We start from the raw sequence: 18560 nt of genomic DNA, 5'->3' as shown, positions 1-18560 counted from the left end.
GGCGGTCACCGGATCATGTAGACCTTTTTGATGGTCTCGTGGACGGTGCACACGCCTTTCCAGTCTTTGCGAAAGAATGCGGCGGTGTCCGGTTTGATCTCGATCACTTCGCCGGACTCGTGAACGTACGTGCAGCGACCCTCGAGGAAGTGGCAGAACTCGTCGCTGGTGACATGGCAAAACCACTTACCCGGGGTGCAGATCCAGATGCCGCACTCGGACTGGCCTTCGGGGCCTTTGTGCAGCACCACGCCGGAAACACGGGATTCGCCTTCGAGCATGGTCGGGATCACGCCCCAATCCTTGACGTCGGTGATGCTCAGCGGGTCGTACAGAAACGGGGTAGTCATTCATTTTCTCCAGTAAATAGTCAGTATCTAACCTGTAGGAGCCGGCTTGCTGGCGATTGCGTCGGGACAGTCGACACAGATGTCGCCCGGCGTACCGCTATCGCCAGCAAGCCGGCTCCTACAAAGTTCAGGCAAGCATGTAAACGTTGCGCAGGGTTTCCCGGACTTCGCACTCGCCGGTCCAACCCGCCGGGAACAGCACCAGGGTGTTGGGGCGCACTTCGATCACTTCGCCGTTGTCGTTGCGGTAAATGGCGTGCCCCGCGAGGAAATGGCACAGCTCATCCCGGGGAATCGACAACCGCCAGCGCCCCGGCGTGCACACCCACAATCCGGTTTCAGGGCTGTTGTTCGGGCCTTTGAACAGCAAGCGGCCGCTGGAATGCGAGACACCTTCGACGGCGTCGCTCTGCACGCCCCAGTCCACCAGATCGGTGCGGCTGCTGACGGCTTCGAGGTACGGCGTGATACCCGCCGTGGTGGATGAATCAGGCATCGTTGAGCACCTTGTCGAGAATCGCGGCCGCGTCTTGCGGCCCTTTGCGGGATTGCATCTGCGCGCTGGTGCGCTGCAAACGTTGGCGCATGGCCTCATCGTTGAGGCAGGCGTGGAGTTTTTGTGCGAGCTGTTCTTCGCTCCACTCATAGCGGTCGAGCTTGAAGCCGTGACCGCTTTCTTCGGCGCGCATGGCGTTGTCGTGACCGTCCCACACGTAGGACATGACAATCGCCGGTTTGCCGAAGAACAGGCACTCGGTGAAGCTGTTGTTGCCGCCGTGGTGGATCACCGCGTCGACCTGGGCAATCACCGACGGTTGCGGGAACCAGTTGGAAATCTGCACGTTGTCCGGCAGGTCCGGGTATTCGTCGAGGTGTTCGCCGACGTTGAACAGCGCCTGATAAGGCATCTTGCCCACCGCCTCGATCAGGCGTTTGAGCAACTCGACATCGCCGGAACCGAGGCTGCCGAAACTCGCATACAAGAGCGGCTTGTCGTTATGCGCCCGGAACGGCGGAATCTCATACGGCGTGTCGTGACGCACGCAACCTTGCAGGTAGTGGAAACGTTCGGCCGGCAATGGATGGCGACGGTCGAACTTCACCGCATCCGGGTACAACAACAGGTTCATGAACGGCGAAGCTTCGAAGAACGTACCCAGCGGATACGGCGCCTCTCCATGGGCTTGCAGGAACTGGTTGAAGTCCTCGTGAATCGGACCGATCACCTGTTCAAAGCGCTGGCGAAATTGCGCGTGGCCCGCCTTGTCGTCGATGCTCATGCCTGACAGGTGCGGCGGGATATCCGGGTCTTCGATTTCGTTTTCCGAGCAGGAAATGATCCGCACCCACGGCTTGCCGTATTGCTTGATCGCGGGGAACAGGATCACGTTGTCGACGCAGATCAGGTCGGGCTTGACCTTGTCCAGCACCGCCGGCAGATCCTTTTGCGCCCACTTCGCCGTTTCGACAATGGCGGCCCAGCATTCCTTGACGTAGTTGTCGATCTGCTCCAGCGGCGACTTGCGGAAGTTCGGGATGTGGCCGTTGATGAAGTCCACCCAATAGCGGGCCATTTCTTCGGCCGGCATCGGTGCCGACATGTTGACCATGTGTTCTTCAAAACCATAACCGGCGTACACGCCACTCATGCCCGGGTCGGTGAGAAACACCGCTTTGTGCCCCAGGGCTTCACACGCCTGGGCGATACCGACTGAATTGAGCGCCGGGCCGTAGGCGGCTTCGGGAAAGAATGCGATCACTTTCTGTTTCATCGAGTGCTGCTCCTGCCGGGTCTTTTTGTTGTTCAGCGCGTCAATACGCGGGCATGCCGGGCCTGCCAGCCCAGCCGGATGGTGGTGTCGATTGCAAAATGGGCGAATTCAAACTGTGAGGACGGCACGCGCACGATCAGCGGTTTGTCGCTGAGCGGCGTCTGCACGTGCAGGTTGGTATCGAGGCCGTGGTAGGCGACTTCGACGATCTTGCCGCTGACCTGATTGGCGCAATCACCGCCCTGCTCCGTCAGCACTTGCAAGCGTTCCGGCCGTACCACCACGGCAACGGCCTGGCCGTTGACCATCGGTGCGTCGGTTTCAACACTCAGTTCCTGGCCGTTCACCCGCACTGAATGCGGGCCCGAGCGCACACCTTCGAGCAGGTTGCTGACGCCGATGAAGTTGGCCACGAAACGGCTGTTGGGGTTTTCGTAAAGCTCGGTCGGGCTACCGCACTGGCACACCTTGCCGCCGTCGAGCACGGCCATGCGGTCGGACATCACCAGCGCTTCTTCCTGGTCGTGGGTGACGATGATGAAGGTGATGCCGCTCTCGTGTTGCAGGCGCTTGAGTTCTAGCTGCATCTTTTCCCGCAGCTTTTTGTCGAGTGCGCCCAAGGGCTCGTCGAGCAACAACACACGCGGACGTTTGACCAGTGCCCGTGCCAGCGCCACTCGCTGGCGTTGACCACCGGAAAGCTGATCGGGCTTGCGTTCGGCCAACTCGCCCAGTTGCGCGGTGCTCAGCACTTCATCGACCCGGCGACGGATTTCCAGTTCGGGCAGACGTTCCATCTCCAGACCGTAGGCGATGTTCTTGCGCACGGTCATGTTGGGAAACAGCGCATAGGACTGAAACATCAGGTTCAACGGACGCTTGTTCGGCGGCAGCGGCGAGATGTCATTGCCATCCAGATAAATGCAGCCACCGCTGGGGGTCTCGAAACCGGCGAGCATGCGCAACAGCGTGGTCTTGCCGCAGCCAGACGGGCCAAGCAGCGCGAAGAACTCGTTCTCGCGGATGCTCAGCGACACTTCGTCGACCGCCAGACCGTTGCCATAAGACTTGCTGACCTTGTCCAGGATCAGTACCGCAGAAGAATTATTCATGGGTGCGAGGAGCCTTGTTGAGACGCTGCGAAGCCAGCAGCGCGGTGATGCTGACCAGCATCACCAGCGTCGCCAGAGCGTTGATTTCCGGGGTGACGCCGAAGCGGATCATGGCGTAGATCTGCATCGGCAAAGTCGTCGACGCCTGGCCGGAGCCGGAGTTAAAAAAGGCGATGATGAATTCGTCCACCGACAGGGTGAACGAAAGCAATCCACCGGCCAGCACACCGGGGAAAATCACCGGCAACAGCACCCGACGGAACGTGGTGAACCAGCTCGCGCCGAGGTCAATCGAGGCTTCGAGGATCGAATAGTCGAAGTGCTTGAGCCGCGTGCGCACCACGGCGCAGACGAAGGCAATGTTGAACACCGCGTGGCTGATGATGATCGAGTGCAAGCCCAACCCAACCTTGAGCAGGTTGAAGAAGCTCAGCAGCGCAATCGCCAGCACGATGTCAGGAATAATCATCGGCGCCATCAGCAAGGTGTCGACCACTTGCCCCTTGTGGTTGTCCTTGCGGCGCAACTCGATGCCCAACGCCAGGAAAGTGCCGAGCACGCAGGCAATGAACGTCGCCGACAGTGCGACGATCAAGGTATTGAGCGCCGCCGACAGAATCGCCGTGTTGTGCGCCAGTGCCGCGTACCACTTAAATGACACGCCGCCCCAGGCGGTCGGCAATCCGGACTTGTTGAACGACAACAGAATCAGCACCAGGATCGGTACATAAAGGAAGGCATAGACCAGCCCCAGGTGCGAACTCAATACGGCGCCGCTGACCGAACGTGGCTGACTCATGAGCGTGCCCCTTCTGCACGGCGCGCCACCAGGGCCTGGATGAACAACAGGACCAGCATGATCGCGATCAGGAAGAAGCTCAGCGCCGCACCGAACGGCCAGTCCCGCGCCGTGAGGAACTGCGAATAGATCAGGTTGCCGACCATCTGCACCTGCTTGCCACCCAACAGGTCGGCGGTGATGAAGTTGCCGATGCTCAGCACAAAGACAAACACCGAACCCGCGGCGATGCCGGGCACGCTCAGCGGCAGGATGATCCGCCGGAACGTCATCCAGCCCGAGGCGCCGAGGTCTCTGGAGGCGTCCCAGAGTTCGTTGTTGATGCGCGACAACGAGGAGAAAATCGCCAGGATTACAAAGGGGATGTAGTTGTAGACCAACCCGAGTACCACCGCCGATTCGGTGTACAGCAGGCTGATGGGTTCGCCGCTGTAGCCGAACAGTTGCAGCAGGCGATTGATCAGGCCTTCGCGGTTGAGCAACACGATCCAGGCGTAAGTGCGGATCAGGTAGTTACTCCAGAACGGCAGCATCACCAGAAACAGATACACCGCCTGACGCCGCCGTGGCGCACGGGCAATCGCATAGGCCGCCGGATAGCCGATGAGCACCGCAAACAGCGTCGCCAGCCCGGCGATCTTGGCCGATTTGAGCAGAATGCCCAGGTACAGAGGGTCGAATGCGCGCTGGTAGTTTTCCCAGGTAAACAACCAGTCAATGCCGCCATACGCGCCGCGTTCCACGAAGCTGTAGACCAGCACCAGCAAACACGGCACCACCAGAAACATCAGCAGCCAGCCGAAGCCGGGCGCAAGAAGCCAGGCCGACAGACGCCTGTCAGCATGCAAAGCACTCATTAACCCTATCCTCCCGCCTCAGGACAGAGGCGGCTTGCGAACGTGGCGAGGCCTGGCGGGCAGGCCTCGGATCGATGCGGCGTTAGTTCTGTGCCGCCATGATTTCGGTCACGGCGCGGGTGTAGGCTTTTTGCGTAGTGCCGCCCAGATCGCGCAATTGCTCCATCTTCACCAGCTCGCTCGGCGTCATGGTCAGATTGGGATATTGCTTGAGCAAGTCAGCGGACAACCCGGCCATTGCAGCCTGGTTGGGAACTTTGTAGAGGATGTTTTCAGCGACCCAGGCGTGGTTTTCCTTGGCGAGCATGAAGTTGACGAATTTGAAGGCTTCTTCCTGGTGCTTCGAGCTTTTGAGCACCACCATGGTGTCCACCCACAGGTCGGAACCTTCCTTGGGCACCACGAACTTGATCGCCGCGTTGGCCTGGGTGCCGTAGTTGCACCAGCCGTCCCAGGCGTGGGCCATCAGCGATTCGCCGGACGCGAGTTTGGAGTAGAACGTGGTGTCGTCGAACGCGAGGATGCGTTTCTTGGTGGCGATCAGTTGATCACGAACAGCGGCGATCTGCGCGGGGTCACTGTCGTTGACCGACCAACCCTTGGCGAGGAAACCGGCGCCAAGCATCCAGCGGTCGGTGGCCAGCATCGTGACCTTGCCCTTGAGCGCATCGCTGGGGTTGAGCAGCTCGTTCCAGCTTTGCGGCGCCGGCGTCACCTTGTCGGAGCGATAGCAAATACCGGTCGTGCCCCAGGTGTAGGGCACGGAGAAATGATTACCGGCGTCGTATTCCAGCTGGGTCGCTTCGGGATAGAGGTTTTTCAGATTGGGCACTTTGACCGGATCGATGTCCGCCAACAGCCCTTGTTTGTGCAGGACTTCGGCGAAGGGCGAGGACACGAACACTACGTCGTAACCTTCACCGCCGGACGCCATGAGCTTGCCCATGATTTCTTCGTTGGTGGCGTGCAGCGCCTTGTCGACGTCAACACCACTGGCCGCCTTGAACTTCTCCAGCGCATCCGGGGCCATGTAGCCGTCCCAGATTGAAATCACCATGTCTTTCGCACTTGCAGCCTGTGAAGCGATCGCCAGGGAAACGGCCAATCCTGCGCACAGAAGATCATTCAGCTTGCTCATAAATACTCACCCGACGATTGTTTATTTTGTTGTGTTCGAAGGCAGTACGGCAAAACGGAAAACGACTGCTTGTGTTTTTTTTACGAAATTAGGACCAGCATAGAAACTTGTCAACGCTTTTTTCCGGACTGACGATTGTCCAGCGCATGACATAAGATGAACACCTGAGCCCGACAGCGGATCACAACGAGAAAAGACGCTTGAGCACAACAGCCGAAAAAAAACCGCGCACCAATCACCTGGAACTGGCTCGCCGCATCCTCGATCACACCCAGGAAAGCGGCCTGGTGGCCGGCGACCCGGTGGCCGAACAGGCGCTGGCCCGCACGTTCCAGGTTTCACGCACGCTGATCCGTGGCGCCCTGAAAGTGTTACTGGAAGAAAACCTGCTCAGCCATGAAGCCGGCAAAGGCTACCGACTACTGGCATCCCCGACCGGTCAAGCATTCAACGCAGCCCTGCCGCAAGCCGCGGAAGAAGAGCTGGCGGCGTCGGTACTGCGCGACCGCATGGCCGGGCGCCTGGGTGACAGCATCAGCATCAGCGAACTGATGCGCCGCTATGACATCGGTCGGCCAGCGGCGCAGAAAACCCTGCAACAACTGAGCGAAAGCCAGGCCATCGAGCGCGGCCCCGGCCAGTCCTGGCTGTTTCGCCCGTCGTTGAACAGCCTGGCCGCCCTCGAAGAAAGCCTGAAATTCCGCCTGATTCTCGAGCCCGAAGCGCTGCTCAGCCCAAGCTTCAACGCCGACCCGCAACGCCTGAGCCTGTTGCGCAACGCCACGCAAAGCCTGCTTGCCAGCCCCGTGGAAAACTTCGACATCCAGCAGTTTCGCGAGCTGGACATCAGCTTCCATGAACTGCTGGCCCAGAGCTGCGGCAACCGTTTCATCAGCGACGCCCTGCTCCAGCATCAAAGCCTGCGGCGCTTGCCGAATCTGCTGCCGTCGGTCAGCGTGCACCGCTTGCAAGAAGCCCTGCGCGAACACCTGCAAATCATCGCGCAGATCGAGCGCGGGCAGATGGAGATCGCCGCCGACCTGTTGCGCCTGCACCTTCGCTTGAGTGCCGCGCAACGCCCGCAAACCGCCAACCGTGGCATCCCGCAAAGTCATCTGTTGGGGCGCCGCTAAGCGCCCCGTAAAAACATGATGATTTTTTTTTGAAAATAAGACAGCATCAAAAACATCTTCAGGAGCGGCGGGTCTGACCCGCCATGGACAGTGCCTCATGCAAAAACAAAAACTGATCGCCCTGTTTCCGGAAGCCAGTTTCGGCGCGGCCCTGAACTGCATTGGTATCGCTCAGTCGCTGCGAGAGCTGGGCGCCAAACCGGTGTTCATCTGCCATGAGCATTTTCAGGGACTGTTCGCTGAATACGGTTTCGACGAATACCCGATTCCGCAAGTGAGCCCGTTGTCGGCGGCGGAACACCAGCACTATTGGGAGCGCTTCATCGAGCGCAGCATTCCCTACTTCGACCAGACCCCATTGGCGCAGATCGACAGCTATGTCGCGCCGGCCTGGGAAGCGATCATCGACACCGCCATCGAAGCGGAAAAACCCTTGCAGCAGTTGCTCAGCCGCCTGAAACCGGACGTCATCGTGCTCGACAACGTGGTGATGTTCCCAGCCATCGCCAACGCGGGTTGCCCGTGGGTGCGCGTGGTGTCCTGCGCCGAAACCGAGCTGCCGGATGCCAACGTTCCTCCGTACCTGTCCGGCTGTATGACCAGTGAAGCCGCAGCGTGCGAGCGCTACACCGAGCAATACCTGAAGGCAGTCGCACCGGCCCACGAACGCTTTTCGCAATTTCTCCTGAGCAACAACACAGTGCAGTGTCCACCAGGGCAGTTCCTCACTGATTCGCCGTGGCTGAACCTGCTGCTGTCACCGACACCGGTTCGTTATGACCGCCAGCAGCCGCTCGATCCGCAGCGTTACGTGTATCTCGATGGCTGCGTGCGACGGGAAGCGCCTTACATCGTCCCGGATTTTCCACGGCACAACGACGCACCGCTGATCTACCTCAGCTTCGGCAGCCTGGGCGCCGCCGATACCGAGATGATGAAGCGCCTGATCAGCACCGTCTCAACCTTGCCGTACCGTTTTCTGGTCAACGTCGGCGCCTACCGCGACATGTACACCATCGTCCCGGACAACGTGTATCTCGACAGTTGGTTTGCCCAGCCGGCGGTGCTCAAGGAATGCGATGTGTTCATCCATCACGGCGGCAACAACAGCTTCTGCGAAGCGCTGTACTTCGGCTTGCCGTCGCTGATCATTCCGTATTGCTGGGACGGCCACGACAACGCCGCCCGCGCTGAAGAGGTCGGCGTCGGTCGCTACTTGTCACGCTTCGCCGATCCCCTGGCCGCCCTGCCCGCCGCCCTCGAACAACTGCTGGCCGATCAAGCGATGAAACAACGCCTCGCATCGTTCAGCGAGCGCATGCAGGCAACCCGCGGCACCGACATTGCCGCACGCGCCATTCTTGACCTCTAGCCAAAACAACAAAAAACCGTCGGGCAACCGAATGCAATCGTCGCTGCCCGACACACCGCCGGAGTTTCAGCATGAATGCCCCACCGCGTCTAGATTCCCTCGACCACGTCTTGCCCCATCCCTTTTGGCAGGACACCGTCACGCCACCGCCCCTAGCGCCCTCCGTCAGCGGGTCCGTGTCGTTCGATCTGGTGGTGGTCGGCGGTGGATTCACTGGATTGTGGACCGCCCTGCTGGCGCGTCAACGCAACCCCGGGCGGAGCATTGCGATCATCGAAGCACGACGCTGCGGCGGTGAGGCAAGCGGGCGCAATGGCGGATTTTGCGCGCCAAGCATTTCCCACGGCGTGTCCAACGCGCTCAAGCGTTGGCCGGATGAAGCACAGCAGTTGATCCGCCTGGGCCGGCAGAACCTCGACGAACTGGCTGCCGACCTGCAACGCTTCGGCATGAATGTCGAGTTCGAACGCGAAGGCAAACTCAACGTTGCCGCCCAGCCGTGGCAGGTCGATGGCCTGCGCTCGATGCAACGCAACTACGCCCGTTTCGGCATTGATTGCCAGTGGCTTGAAGGCCGCGATCTGGCACAGAAGCTCGACTCCCCGGCCTATGCGGCCGGCCTGTTCGAACCCAACTACGCCCTGCTCAACCCGGCAAAAATGGCTACCGAATTGCGCCGCGTTTGCCTTGAGCAAGGCATTCAATTGTTCGAAAACAGTCCGGTGCTGCAACTGGACGCCAACAACGACAGCCTGCGTCTGCGTACCGTCGATGGAGACGTGATGGCCGGGCAGATCGCCCTCGCCACCAACATCGCCCCGCCGCTGCTTGGTCATTTGGCCTCAACCGTCATCCCGGTCTACGACTACAGCCTGGTCAGCGAACCGCTGAGCGATGCGCAGTTACAAGCCATCGGCTGGACCGGACGCTACGGCATCGCCGACTCCGGCAATCAGTTTCACTACCTGCGCAAGACCGCCGATAACCGCATTCTCTGGGCCGGCTACGACGCCATCTACCATTTCGGCGGGCGCCGCGACGAAGCTCTTACCCAACGCCCGCAAAGCTTCCAGCGCCTGGCCGAACAGTTTCAGCAGACCTTTGCGGCGCTGCGCGATGTGCGTTTCAGCTATGCCTGGGGCGGGATCATCGACACCTCGGCGCGCACCACGATGTTCACCGGTTGCGAGCACCAGGGCCGCGTCGCCTATGCCTTGGGCTTCACCGGGCAAGGCGTGTCAGCCAGCCGCTTCGCCGCGCTGAACATGCTCGACCTGTTGGCTGGCGAGCGCACCGAACGAACCGAGCTGCTGATGACGTCCAAGGCACCGTTCCGCTTTCCGCCCGAACCGTTGCGTTATGTCAGTGTGAAGCTGGCCCAGCGCTCACTGGCGCGGGAGGACCGTGACGGTCATCGCAACTTGCTGCTCAAGACTTTCGATGCCTTTGGCATCGGCTTCGATTCCTGATCCGGAGACCACCATGTCCACAGCCCTGCCCCGGCACGTCATCGACTTCGCCAACCCTGACCTTGCGCCCCGTGAAACCGAGATCAACGACCCGGCCGTGGTCGATGCGCCTTATCGCAGCAGCAGTTGGCGGCATTTTGTTCGACCTGATAAAAACGCGGTCGCCGGTATCTGGGAGGCCGGGCCGCATCTGGAGCGTTGTCAGTGCGATTACGACGAGCTCTGCCACATTCTCGAAGGCACGGTGCGCCTGACCGACGTCGAGGGTGTCAGCCGCACCTTCACAGCAGGCGATTCGTTTGTGGTTGCCAGTGGTTTCAATGGCATGTGGGAAAACCTCACGCCTGTGCGCAAGGTGTATTTCATTCTCGGGTAACGGGTCAGTCAGGCTAGTGGCGTACTTGATTGCGCCCGTTGCGCTTGGCCTGGTACAGCGCATCATCGGCGCGGGTCAGCAGGCTTTCCGGGGTGTCGCCGGGTTGAGCGTGGGCCACGCCGAATGACGCGGTGATGGTGTCCAGCACGGTGTCGGTGCCTCGGGCCTTGACCCGCAGCGACTGGATCTTCAAGCGCAACCGCTCGGCGAAAGCCGCCGCGCTGTCCAGATCCGGGCAGTCCTTGAGCACCACGCAGAACTCCTCGCCACCGTACCGCGCCGCAATCGCCTCGGCTGGCAGTGAATCGCGCAGCACCTGGGCGACATGCTGCAGAACACGGTCGCCCAGCGGATGGCCGTACTGATCGTTGAACTGCTTGAAGTGGTCGATATCCAGTATGACCAGCGCAACGCCCTTCGGCGCGTTGCCGAACGCCTGCTCCAGCTTGCGGTTGAACGTGGTGCGGTTGAACAGTTCGGTCAGGCCATCCAGCGTCGCCGCCAGTTGCGCACGTTCGAGCTTGTCGCGCAGGGTTTTGATTTCATGCTGCGCAGACTGCAATTGCGTGAGGAAGTGCTCTTGCTGGCCCTGCATGAGTCGAGTGCTCTGTTGCAACTGGATCAGGATGCTCGGCAAGCGCTCGCTGGCTGGCTCTTCAAGCATTTGCAGGTATTGGTCAAGGCTGGCCTGAAAGTGACGGCTGCCCTTTACGCTTCGGGATACATCACGCTCCATGTCGTCGACCAGATTGATCGCTTCCTGTTGCCCGGAGCGGGCGTCCGCCAGTTCGTCGCGGATGATGTATTCACGAAACAGCTTGGTGGCAGACTCCGGCGGGAAATAGTCGAAATCGTTGACCACCCGGTCCAGATGGCGATTGAGCTCCGGCTCCTGGCCTTTGCTGTAGGTGTACCAAAGCGCGTAATGCACCGGGTTGGGCGGAATATTGTGACGAACCATCAGCGGCACTGCCTGCTTGAGCAATGCCGCCGCCTCGCGGGAGTCTTCTGGATACAGCGCTAGAACAGTCGCACGCGTCTCGGATTGGCTCATGGTTTCACTGTGGTTGTTAATCATTGGCAAATGGAAAATGCGTTGAGCATAACCATACGCCCGACAAACGGCCATCCTGACTTGCCACAATTCAATCCGATTGATGGATCCGGCACCGAAACCGCTGGGTGGGAATGGGCCTGCCCGCGATGGCGGCGTATCAGCCCACGAAGATGCTGGAGCTGACGGCCTCATCGCGGGCAAGCCCGCTCCTACAAGGGATCTACGGCATGCGGAGATCAACTGTGGGAGCGAGCTTGCTCGCGATGGCGGTGTATCAGCCCACAAGGATGTTGGAGCTGATGGCCTCATCGCGGGCAAGCCCGCTCCTACAGGGGATCTACGGCATGCGGAGATCAACTGTGGGAGCTAGCCTGCTAGCGATGGCGGTGGACCTGCCCGCGAAGATGCTGGAGCTGATGGCCTCATCGCGAGCAGGCTCGCTCCTACAGGGGTTATGCGGCGCAGCCCAGGCGTTGAAGCGTTGTTACCAGTCGTTTTGCTCACTCAAATACGCCGCCAGGCGATCCATCAGGCGGTCACAGGCCGCCATCTGTTCGACGCTGACAAATTCATCAGGCTTGTGCCCCTGGTCCATGCTGCCGGGACCGCAGACCACCGAAGGAATGCCGGCCTGATCGAACAGCCCGCCTTCCGTCCCAAAGGCCACGGTGCTGAATTCGTCACTGCCGCACAGCTCGGTAATCAGCCGGGCAGCCGCGCTGTCGGCGGGTGTCGCCAGGCCAGGATAAGCGGAGATTTTTTCAAAGCGAATACCGGTATCGGAGTCCACAGCCTGCATGGCCGGAAGCAATGCCTGCTCGGCGTAGTCCTTCAGTTCATCGACGACCACTTGCGGGGCGAAGTCCGGCAAGGCGCGGATCTCGAAATCGAAACGGCAATCGGCGGGAACGATGTTCAGCGCCGTGCCGCCCTGAATGACCCCGACCTGCACGGTCGAGAACGCCGGATCGAAGCGATGGTCATGCATTTGTGGCTGCGCCAGGCGCGCGCCGATTTCACCCAACCGACCGATCAGCCGTGCAGCCTGCTCGATGGCGTTCACTCCATAAGGCGCGTAGGCCGAATGGCACGGCGCACCGTGGACGTGGCAACGCATTGCCAGTTTGCCTTTATGACCTAGCACCGGTTTGAGCTCGGTGGGTTCGCCGATCAGGCACAGCGCGGGTGCCGGAATACGTCGGGGTAAAACGTCCAGCAAGCCGCGAACGCCGAGGCAACCGACCTCTTCGTCATAGGAAAACGCCAAATGCACCGGGCGCTTCAAAGGGCTGGAAAGAAACACCGGCACCGCCGCCAAAACACAGGCCAGATAACCTTTCATGTCCGCCGTGCCACGCCCGTACAGCTTGCCGTCCGCCTCGCTCAGGCAGAACGGTTCGACCGTCCACGCCTGACCGTCCACCGGCACCACGTCGGTGTGCCCCGACAGCACGATGCCGCCCGCCACACGCGGGCCGACCGTGGCCAACAGATTGGCCTTGGTCCGCTCGGCGTTGTAGATCAGTTCGCACTCCACGCCGAGGCCGTGCAGGTAGTCGCGCACGAACTCGATCAGCGCCAGGTTCGAATCACGGCTGACCGTGGCAAACCCGATCAACGTTTCGAGCAGGGCGCGGCTACGCAACTCACTCATCGCCGGGCACTCCATACGCAGGCGCCAGGGTCGGGTTGAGGGCGCGGGTCAGGTAATCCTGAAGTTGCGGTTCGTAGGCTTGCCACAGTTTGCCCAACTCGCCGATCGGATTTTCTTCGGCCCAGTCCACCCGCAGATCGACGATCGGCCAGGTCAGGTCACCGACCACCGACATGGCCGCCGAGTGCACCTCGCCCGCTTCACCGCCAGCGTCTTGCCCGGCCTGCAAGGCGTTCATCAAGCGAGTCGCGAGGCACCCTTCGCTGCTTTCGAACGCCGCGACCATGGCTTCGATCACCCCGCTGTTGGTCAGCAAGTTTCCGGCCGCCACGCATTGATCACCGGCCACGGCGTTGTTGATGCCCAGTGCATGGTTGCCACTGAACACCGCCGTGCGACCTTGGGCATCGACCACCGCCACCTGCCGATACTGGCTGTAGCCGTTACGCGTCAACGAGTGGTCCAGCGCCTGATGCGGCGCCGAACCGTTGGCCAGTTCATCGAGGATCTGCGGGCCGAGGGCCGGCAGCGTGATGTTCTGGCTCGACACCGCGCCGACACCGGCCCGCAACCACGGGCAACGCGCACCGACGGCGATACTCGACGAACTGATGGCAATGCCCAGCTGCCCGGTCTCGGGGCAGCGACCCACGATGGAAAAAGTCATGGCGAATTCCTTATTCAGGGATGACAGCGATCACGTCGATTTCCATCAGCCACTGCGGCTGGCCAAGGGCGCTGACCACCAGCCCGGTGGAAATCGGGAACACGCCTTTGAGCCACTTGCCGACTTCCTGGTACACCGGCTCGCGATAACGCGGGTCTGTCAGGTAAGTGGTGGTCTTGACGATGTGGCTCAGGTCACTGCCCGCCTCTTCCAGCAGTTGCTTGACGTTGCGCATGGCCTGCTCGGCCTGGGCGCGCGGATCGCCGAGGCCGACCAACTGACCGTTGAAATCGGTGCCGACCTGACCACGCACATACACCGTGTTACCGGCGCGCACGGCCTGGCACAAATCGTTGTCCAGCGTCTGGTTCGGGTAGGTGTCTTTGGTGTTGAACATGCGGATGCGGGTATGAGTAGGCATCAAAGAACTCCCATGAGGCTGGCTTTCTGAAGAGGTGCACGGGCGGCTTCGGCTTCGCGCTGGGTCGCATCCCGATAGTTGAGATAGGTGCGCTGTTTAACGATGTGATCGGCGATGTGCTTGGCGTCGTGCCAGACGCCCCAGATGAACGCGGAGCCGCGGCGGGACTGCCAAGGCAACCCGACGAAATACACCCCCGGCTCGGCCGACACGCCACGCTGGTGCTGCGGTTTGCCGTTGTCCTTGAAGGCATCGACCTTCAGCCAGCTGTAATCGGTGGAAAAACCGGTGGCCCAGATGATCGTGGTGACGCCGGCCTTGAGCAGATCCAGTTCAAGGATCGGATGGGTTACGCAGTCCGGATCCGCCAGCATGGCGCGGGCTTCGGGTTCCAGCGGCAGGTCCAGGCCGTTGCGCTGGATATAAGCGTCGGCCTTGTCGAGCAGTGCGAGGTAATTTTCATCGCCACGACGGATGTTGTCGGCGAGGTTGTCTTCGAAACTCACCACAGCGCCGTCGAACGACTGGGTCAGGCCGACCAGCGTCATGCCCTGATGCGCCAGGCGGCGGAAGTCCACGGTGTGACCGCCACGGGCACCGCTTACGGCAATGGTCACGTGTTCTTTGCCGGGCTGCATGGCTTCGGCATCCCACTCCCCCAGCACGCCCAGCCACCAGCAGAAATCGCGGTTGCGGTAGGCACGCGGCGGACGATCATGGGCGCCCACCGACAGGTAGACCTGCTTGCCGGATCGTTGCAATTCATCGGCAATCTGCACGCCTGAAGAACCGGAGCCGACCACCAGCACTGCGCCCTCGGCGAGTTGCTGCGGATTGTAGTACTGAGCGGAGTGAATCTGGGTGATGCCGGCGATTTCGGGAGCAATCGGCGGAATGGCAGGACGCTGGAACGGACCGGTGGCGACCACCACATGTCGGGCTTCGATCACGCCATCGGACGTTTCAACGGTGAAGCCTGGACGATCGGCGTTGCGCTCGACTTTCTTCACCTCAACACCGGTGCGGATCGGCGCGTTGAACTGGCGGGCATAGGCTTCGAAGTACTCAGCCACCTGCTCTTTCCCGGCGAAGGCATCCGGGTCCAGACCCTCGAATTCCAGCCCCGGGAAGCGGTCGTGCCAGGCCGGACCGTTGGCCACCAGCGAATCCCAGCGACCCGTGCGCCAGGCTTCGGCAATACGATTGCGCTCCAGAACGAGGTGCGGCACACCGAGTTTGCTCAGGTGCTCACTCACGGCCACGCCGGCCTGGCCGGCACCCACTACAAGCGTATCAATTTCGGTCTTGTCTACTGTCATGGCTGTGCACTTCTGAAAGGTAGTTTGATTCAGGCCGGTCATGGCTGCCGCCTCGATTCTGATCACTGTTGTTCTTCTGCTGCGGCTATCGGTGCGAGGGTGTTGGTCGCATTCTGTTCGGAGCCGGGGATTAGCGAAATTATGTTTTTTGTGGTCGCTGGCGAGGAAAAAGCGTCGAGGCGACCGGTCGGCTGTGCAAGGTTGCGGGTGGGCTGATCCCGGCCTATGGTCCTAGCGATGCAATGCCGGCGATTGACGCCTGATGGCACAGCGCCGGTCGATGTCCACCCAGTGCGAATTTGCGCAAGGAAGTGACGACATGCCTGACAACTCTCGCCCCGCCGTGCTCGAACTGATCGGCAACACGCCACTGGTGCGTGTCAGCCGTTTCGATACCGGTCCCTGCACGCTGTTTCTCAAACTCGAATCCCAGAACCCCGGCGGTTCGATCAAGGACCGTATCGGCCTGGCCATGATCGATGCCGCCGAACGCGATGGCCGCCTCAAGCCCGGCGGCACCATTGTTGAAGCCACTGCCGGCAACACCGGGCTGGGCCTGGCGTTGGTCGGTCGCGCCAAGGGCTACCGCGTGGTGTTGGTGGTGCCGGACAAAATGTCCACCGAGAAGGTCTTGCACCTCAAAGCCATGGGGGCCGAGGTGCACATCACCCGTTCCGATGTCGGCAAGGGCCATCCCGAGTACTACCAGGACGTCGCCGCGCGGCTGGCGGCGGAAATTCCCGATGCGTTCTTCGCCGATCAGTTCAACAACCCCGCCAATCCGCTGGCCCACGAATGCAGCACCGCACCGGAGATCTGGGCGCAAACCCAGCATGATGTGGACGCCATCGTCGTCGGCGTTGGCTCGGCAGGTACCCTCACGGGGCTGACCCGTTTCTTCAAACGCGTGCAACCGGACCTGGAAATGGTGCTGGCCGACCCGATCGGTTCGGTGATGGCCGAATACAGCCGCAGCGGCACCCTTGGCACCCCCGGTTCGTGGGCGGTTGAGGGCATTGGCGAAGACTTCATCCCGTCGATTGCCGACCTGTCCAGCGTGCGTCACGCCTATTCGATCAGCGACGAAGAAAGCTTCGATCACGCCCGCCAACTGCTGCGTGCCGAAGGGATTCTCGGCGGCTCGTCGACCGGTACCTTGCTGGCGGCGGCGCTGCGTTATTGCCGCGAACAGACCGAACCGAAACGGGTGGTCAGTTTCGTGTGCGACACCGGTACGCGTTACCTGTCGAAGGTCTACAACGACCAGTGGATGAACGATCAGGGCCTGTTGCAACGCAAGCACTACGGCGACTTGCGCGACGTGGTCGCGAGGCGCTTCGAGGACGGCCGGGTGATCAGCGTCGGCCCCGATGACACGCTGTTGACCGCGTTCCAGCGCATGCGCCTGGCCGATGTGTCGCAATTGCCGGTGCTGGTGAACGGGCAGCAACTGGTTGGCGTGATCGACGAATCCGACATTCTGTTGGGCGTTCACGAAGACGCCGCGCATTTCCGCAAAACCGTCTCCAGCGCCATGACCGACAAACTGCAAACCCTGGCGCCCGACGCCACATTGGCGGAACTGGAGGCCGAACTCGGCCGCGGGCTGGTGGCGATCATCAAGGACGCTTCGGGCTTCCACGGCCTGATCACCCGAACCGACATGCTCAACCATTTGCGGAGATCCCTGCCATGAGTCAACAGGATAAAAACGCCCCGGCACAGGGCTTCGCCACCCGGGTGATCCATGCCGGGCAAGCGCCGGACCCGTCGACCGGGGCGTTGATGCCGCCGATCTACGCCAACTCCACGTATTTGCAGCAGAGCCCCGGCGTGCACAAGGGCCTCGACTATGGGCGCTCGCACAACCCGACGCGTTGGGCACTGGAGCGTTGTGTGGCGGATCTTGAAGGCGGCACGCAGGGGTTTGCCTTTGCTTCGGGGCTGGCGACCATTTCCACGGTGCTTGAACTGCTCGATGCCGGCTCACATGTCGTGTCCGGCAACGACCTGTATGGCGGGACTTTCCGCCTGTTCGACAAGGTGCGCCAACGCAGCGCCGGGCACCGTTTCAGCTTCGTCGACCTGACCGACCTCGGCGCGTTCGAAGCAGCGTTGCAGGACGATACGCGGATGGTCATGGTCGAGACCCCGAGCAACCCGTTGTTGCGCCTCACCGATCTCGCCGCCATCGCCCGCACTTGCCGCGACCGCGGCATCATCTGCGTGGCCGATAACACCTTCGCCAGCCCGTGGATCCAGCGCCCGCTGGAGCTGGGCTTCGACATCGTGCTGCACTCGACCACCAAATACCTCAACGGCCACTCCGACGTGATCGGCGGCATTGCGGTGGTCGGGCAAAACGCCGAACTGGCCGAGCGACTGGGTTTCCTGCAAAACGCGGTCGGCGCCATTGCCGGGCCGTTCGACGCGTTCCTCACCCTGCGCGGGGTGAAAACCCTGGCCTTGCGCATGGAGCGTCACTGCAGCAACGCGCAGGAGCTGGCGCAATGGCTGGAGCGTCAGCCGCAAGTCTCACGGGTCTACTACCCCGGCCTGCCCTCGCACCCGCAACACGAACTGGCGCAACGGCAAATGCGCGGTTTCGGCGGGATGATCTCCCTCGACCTCAACAGCGACCTGGCCGGGGCCAAGCGCTTCCTTGAAAGCGTGCAGATCTTCGCTTTGGCCGAAAGCCTGGGCGGCGTCGAAAGCCTGATCGAACACCCGGCGATCATGACCCACGCCACCATTCCACCCGCCACCCGCGCCGAACTGGGGATTGGCGACGGGTTGGTGCGGTTGTCAGTGGGGGTTGAGGATGTGGACGATCTGCGGGCTGATCTGGCTCAGGCATTGGCGCGGATGTAACCCCACTGTAATTGGATGGACTCGCCCACGCCGAGGCGTCAATGCGCCACGGTGGCAGTCTAAGAAGCCAACGGCAGCGAGGGCGAGTCCATGAAAAAGAATACGACGCTTAAACAGTCCCTGTCTTCAACCGATGTGTCGGCCTGTACGACAGTGGCGGTCGATCTTGCCAAGCAGGTCTTTCAGGTCGCAG

18 protein-coding genes are annotated in these 18560 nt (G+C 61.3%); 6 read left to right on the top strand and 12 right to left on the bottom strand.

What is annotated here, in order from left to right; genetic code table 11:
* Positions 1 to 5: 5 nt before the first annotated feature.
* From CKW19_RS14620 to CKW19_RS14590, 7 genes are all read right to left on the bottom strand, one after another.
* Positions 6 to 350: a cupin domain-containing protein gene (locus CKW19_RS14620; protein WP_095058472.1), complete on the bottom strand. Its 345-nt coding sequence runs from the start codon at positions 348 to 350 to the stop codon at positions 6 to 8.
* A gap of 127 nt (positions 351 to 477) precedes the next feature.
* Positions 478 to 846, bottom strand: a complete 369-nt coding sequence (locus tag CKW19_RS14615) for a cupin domain-containing protein (RefSeq protein WP_095058471.1) — start codon at positions 844 to 846, stop codon at positions 478 to 480.
* Positions 839 to 2122, bottom strand: coding sequence for a glycosyltransferase (locus CKW19_RS14610; RefSeq protein WP_095058470.1), 1284 nt, complete (start codon positions 2120 to 2122; stop codon positions 839 to 841). Before CKW19_RS14610 ends, CKW19_RS14615 begins: the two co-directional genes overlap by 8 nt.
* A 32-nt stretch (positions 2123 to 2154) precedes the next feature.
* Positions 2155 to 3234, bottom strand: a complete 1080-nt coding sequence (locus CKW19_RS14605) for an ABC transporter ATP-binding protein (protein ID WP_095058469.1) — start codon at positions 3232 to 3234, stop codon at positions 2155 to 2157.
* Positions 3227 to 4033 carry an ABC transporter permease gene (locus CKW19_RS14600; protein WP_095058468.1) on the bottom strand — a complete coding sequence of 269 codons (807 nt, stop codon included), beginning with the start codon at positions 4031 to 4033 and terminating at the stop codon, positions 3227 to 3229. The genes CKW19_RS14605 and CKW19_RS14600 overlap by 8 nt, the downstream gene beginning before the upstream one ends.
* The gene (locus tag CKW19_RS14595) at positions 4030 to 4890 is read right to left on the bottom strand and encodes an ABC transporter permease (RefSeq protein WP_095058467.1); all 861 of its coding nucleotides are present in this window, start codon (positions 4888 to 4890) and stop codon (positions 4030 to 4032) included. Before CKW19_RS14595 ends, CKW19_RS14600 begins: the two co-directional genes overlap by 4 nt.
* Positions 4891 to 4972: 82 nt before the next feature.
* On the bottom strand, positions 4973 to 6028 hold the full coding sequence (locus CKW19_RS14590) for a spermidine/putrescine ABC transporter substrate-binding protein (protein ID WP_095058466.1): 1056 nt from the start codon (positions 6026 to 6028) through the stop codon (positions 4973 to 4975).
* 200 nt (positions 6029 to 6228) lie between these two features.
* On the opposite strand from CKW19_RS14590, the gene CKW19_RS14585 reads away from it, so the two are divergent.
* From CKW19_RS14585 to CKW19_RS14570, 4 genes are all read left to right on the top strand, one after another.
* Positions 6229 to 7161 (top strand): GntR family transcriptional regulator, encoded by a 933-nt coding sequence (locus tag CKW19_RS14585; protein WP_095058465.1) that lies wholly within the window; start codon positions 6229 to 6231, stop codon positions 7159 to 7161.
* Positions 7162 to 7258: 97 nt separating this feature from the next.
* Positions 7259 to 8533, top strand: a complete 1275-nt coding sequence (locus tag CKW19_RS14580; RefSeq protein ID WP_095058464.1) for a glycosyltransferase — start codon at positions 7259 to 7261, stop codon at positions 8531 to 8533.
* Between the two features lie 71 nt (positions 8534 to 8604).
* Positions 8605 to 10002 carry an FAD-binding oxidoreductase gene (locus tag CKW19_RS14575; protein WP_095058463.1) on the top strand — a complete coding sequence of 466 codons (1398 nt, stop codon included), beginning with the start codon at positions 8605 to 8607 and terminating at the stop codon, positions 10000 to 10002.
* Between the two features lie 13 nt (positions 10003 to 10015).
* Positions 10016 to 10378: a cupin domain-containing protein gene (locus CKW19_RS14570; protein WP_095058462.1), complete on the top strand. Its 363-nt coding sequence runs from the start codon at positions 10016 to 10018 to the stop codon at positions 10376 to 10378.
* A 13-nt stretch (positions 10379 to 10391) separates the two neighbouring features.
* Here CKW19_RS14570 and CKW19_RS14565 read toward each other — a convergent pair whose 3' ends face one another.
* The 5 genes from CKW19_RS14565 to CKW19_RS14545 form a co-directional block, all read right to left on the bottom strand.
* Complete coding sequence (locus CKW19_RS14565; RefSeq protein WP_256580341.1) at positions 10392 to 11432, bottom strand: GGDEF domain-containing protein; 1041 nt, start codon at positions 11430 to 11432, stop codon at positions 10392 to 10394.
* Between the two features lie 487 nt (positions 11433 to 11919).
* Complete coding sequence (gene argE, locus CKW19_RS14560) at positions 11920 to 13089, bottom strand: acetylornithine deacetylase (protein ID WP_095058460.1); 1170 nt, start codon at positions 13087 to 13089, stop codon at positions 11920 to 11922.
* Positions 13082 to 13756, bottom strand: a complete 675-nt coding sequence (locus CKW19_RS14555; protein ID WP_095058459.1) for a DUF1028 domain-containing protein — start codon at positions 13754 to 13756, stop codon at positions 13082 to 13084. Before CKW19_RS14555 ends, argE begins: the two co-directional genes overlap by 8 nt.
* A 10-nt stretch (positions 13757 to 13766) precedes the next feature.
* Positions 13767 to 14177, bottom strand: coding sequence for a RidA family protein (locus tag CKW19_RS14550; protein WP_045185416.1), 411 nt, complete (start codon positions 14175 to 14177; stop codon positions 13767 to 13769).
* Positions 14177 to 15538, bottom strand: coding sequence for an NAD(P)/FAD-dependent oxidoreductase (locus CKW19_RS14545; protein ID WP_177408812.1), 1362 nt, complete (start codon positions 15536 to 15538; stop codon positions 14177 to 14179). The genes CKW19_RS14550 and CKW19_RS14545 overlap by 1 nt, the downstream gene beginning before the upstream one ends.
* A gap of 277 nt (positions 15539 to 15815) precedes the next feature.
* Between CKW19_RS14545 and CKW19_RS14540 the strand changes: the two genes are divergently transcribed.
* Together CKW19_RS14540 and CKW19_RS14535 are read left to right on the top strand one after the other, a co-directional pair.
* Positions 15816 to 17192 carry a pyridoxal-phosphate dependent enzyme gene (locus CKW19_RS14540; protein ID WP_095058458.1) on the top strand — a complete coding sequence of 459 codons (1377 nt, stop codon included), beginning with the start codon at positions 15816 to 15818 and terminating at the stop codon, positions 17190 to 17192.
* A complete protein-coding gene (locus CKW19_RS14535) occupies positions 17189 to 18367 on the top strand; it encodes a PLP-dependent aspartate aminotransferase family protein (RefSeq protein ID WP_095058457.1) in 1179 nt (392 codons plus the stop codon). Before CKW19_RS14540 ends, CKW19_RS14535 begins: the two co-directional genes overlap by 4 nt.
* Positions 18368 to 18560: the final 193 nt, after the last annotated feature.

Origin of the sequence: Pseudomonas sp. Irchel s3f7, assembly GCF_900187615.1 — a bacterium.
Lineage (GTDB): Bacteria > Pseudomonadota > Gammaproteobacteria > Pseudomonadales > Pseudomonadaceae > Aquipseudomonas.
The sequence above is the reverse complement of the archived record's forward strand: the minus strand, read 5'-3'. Positions and strand labels throughout refer to the sequence as shown.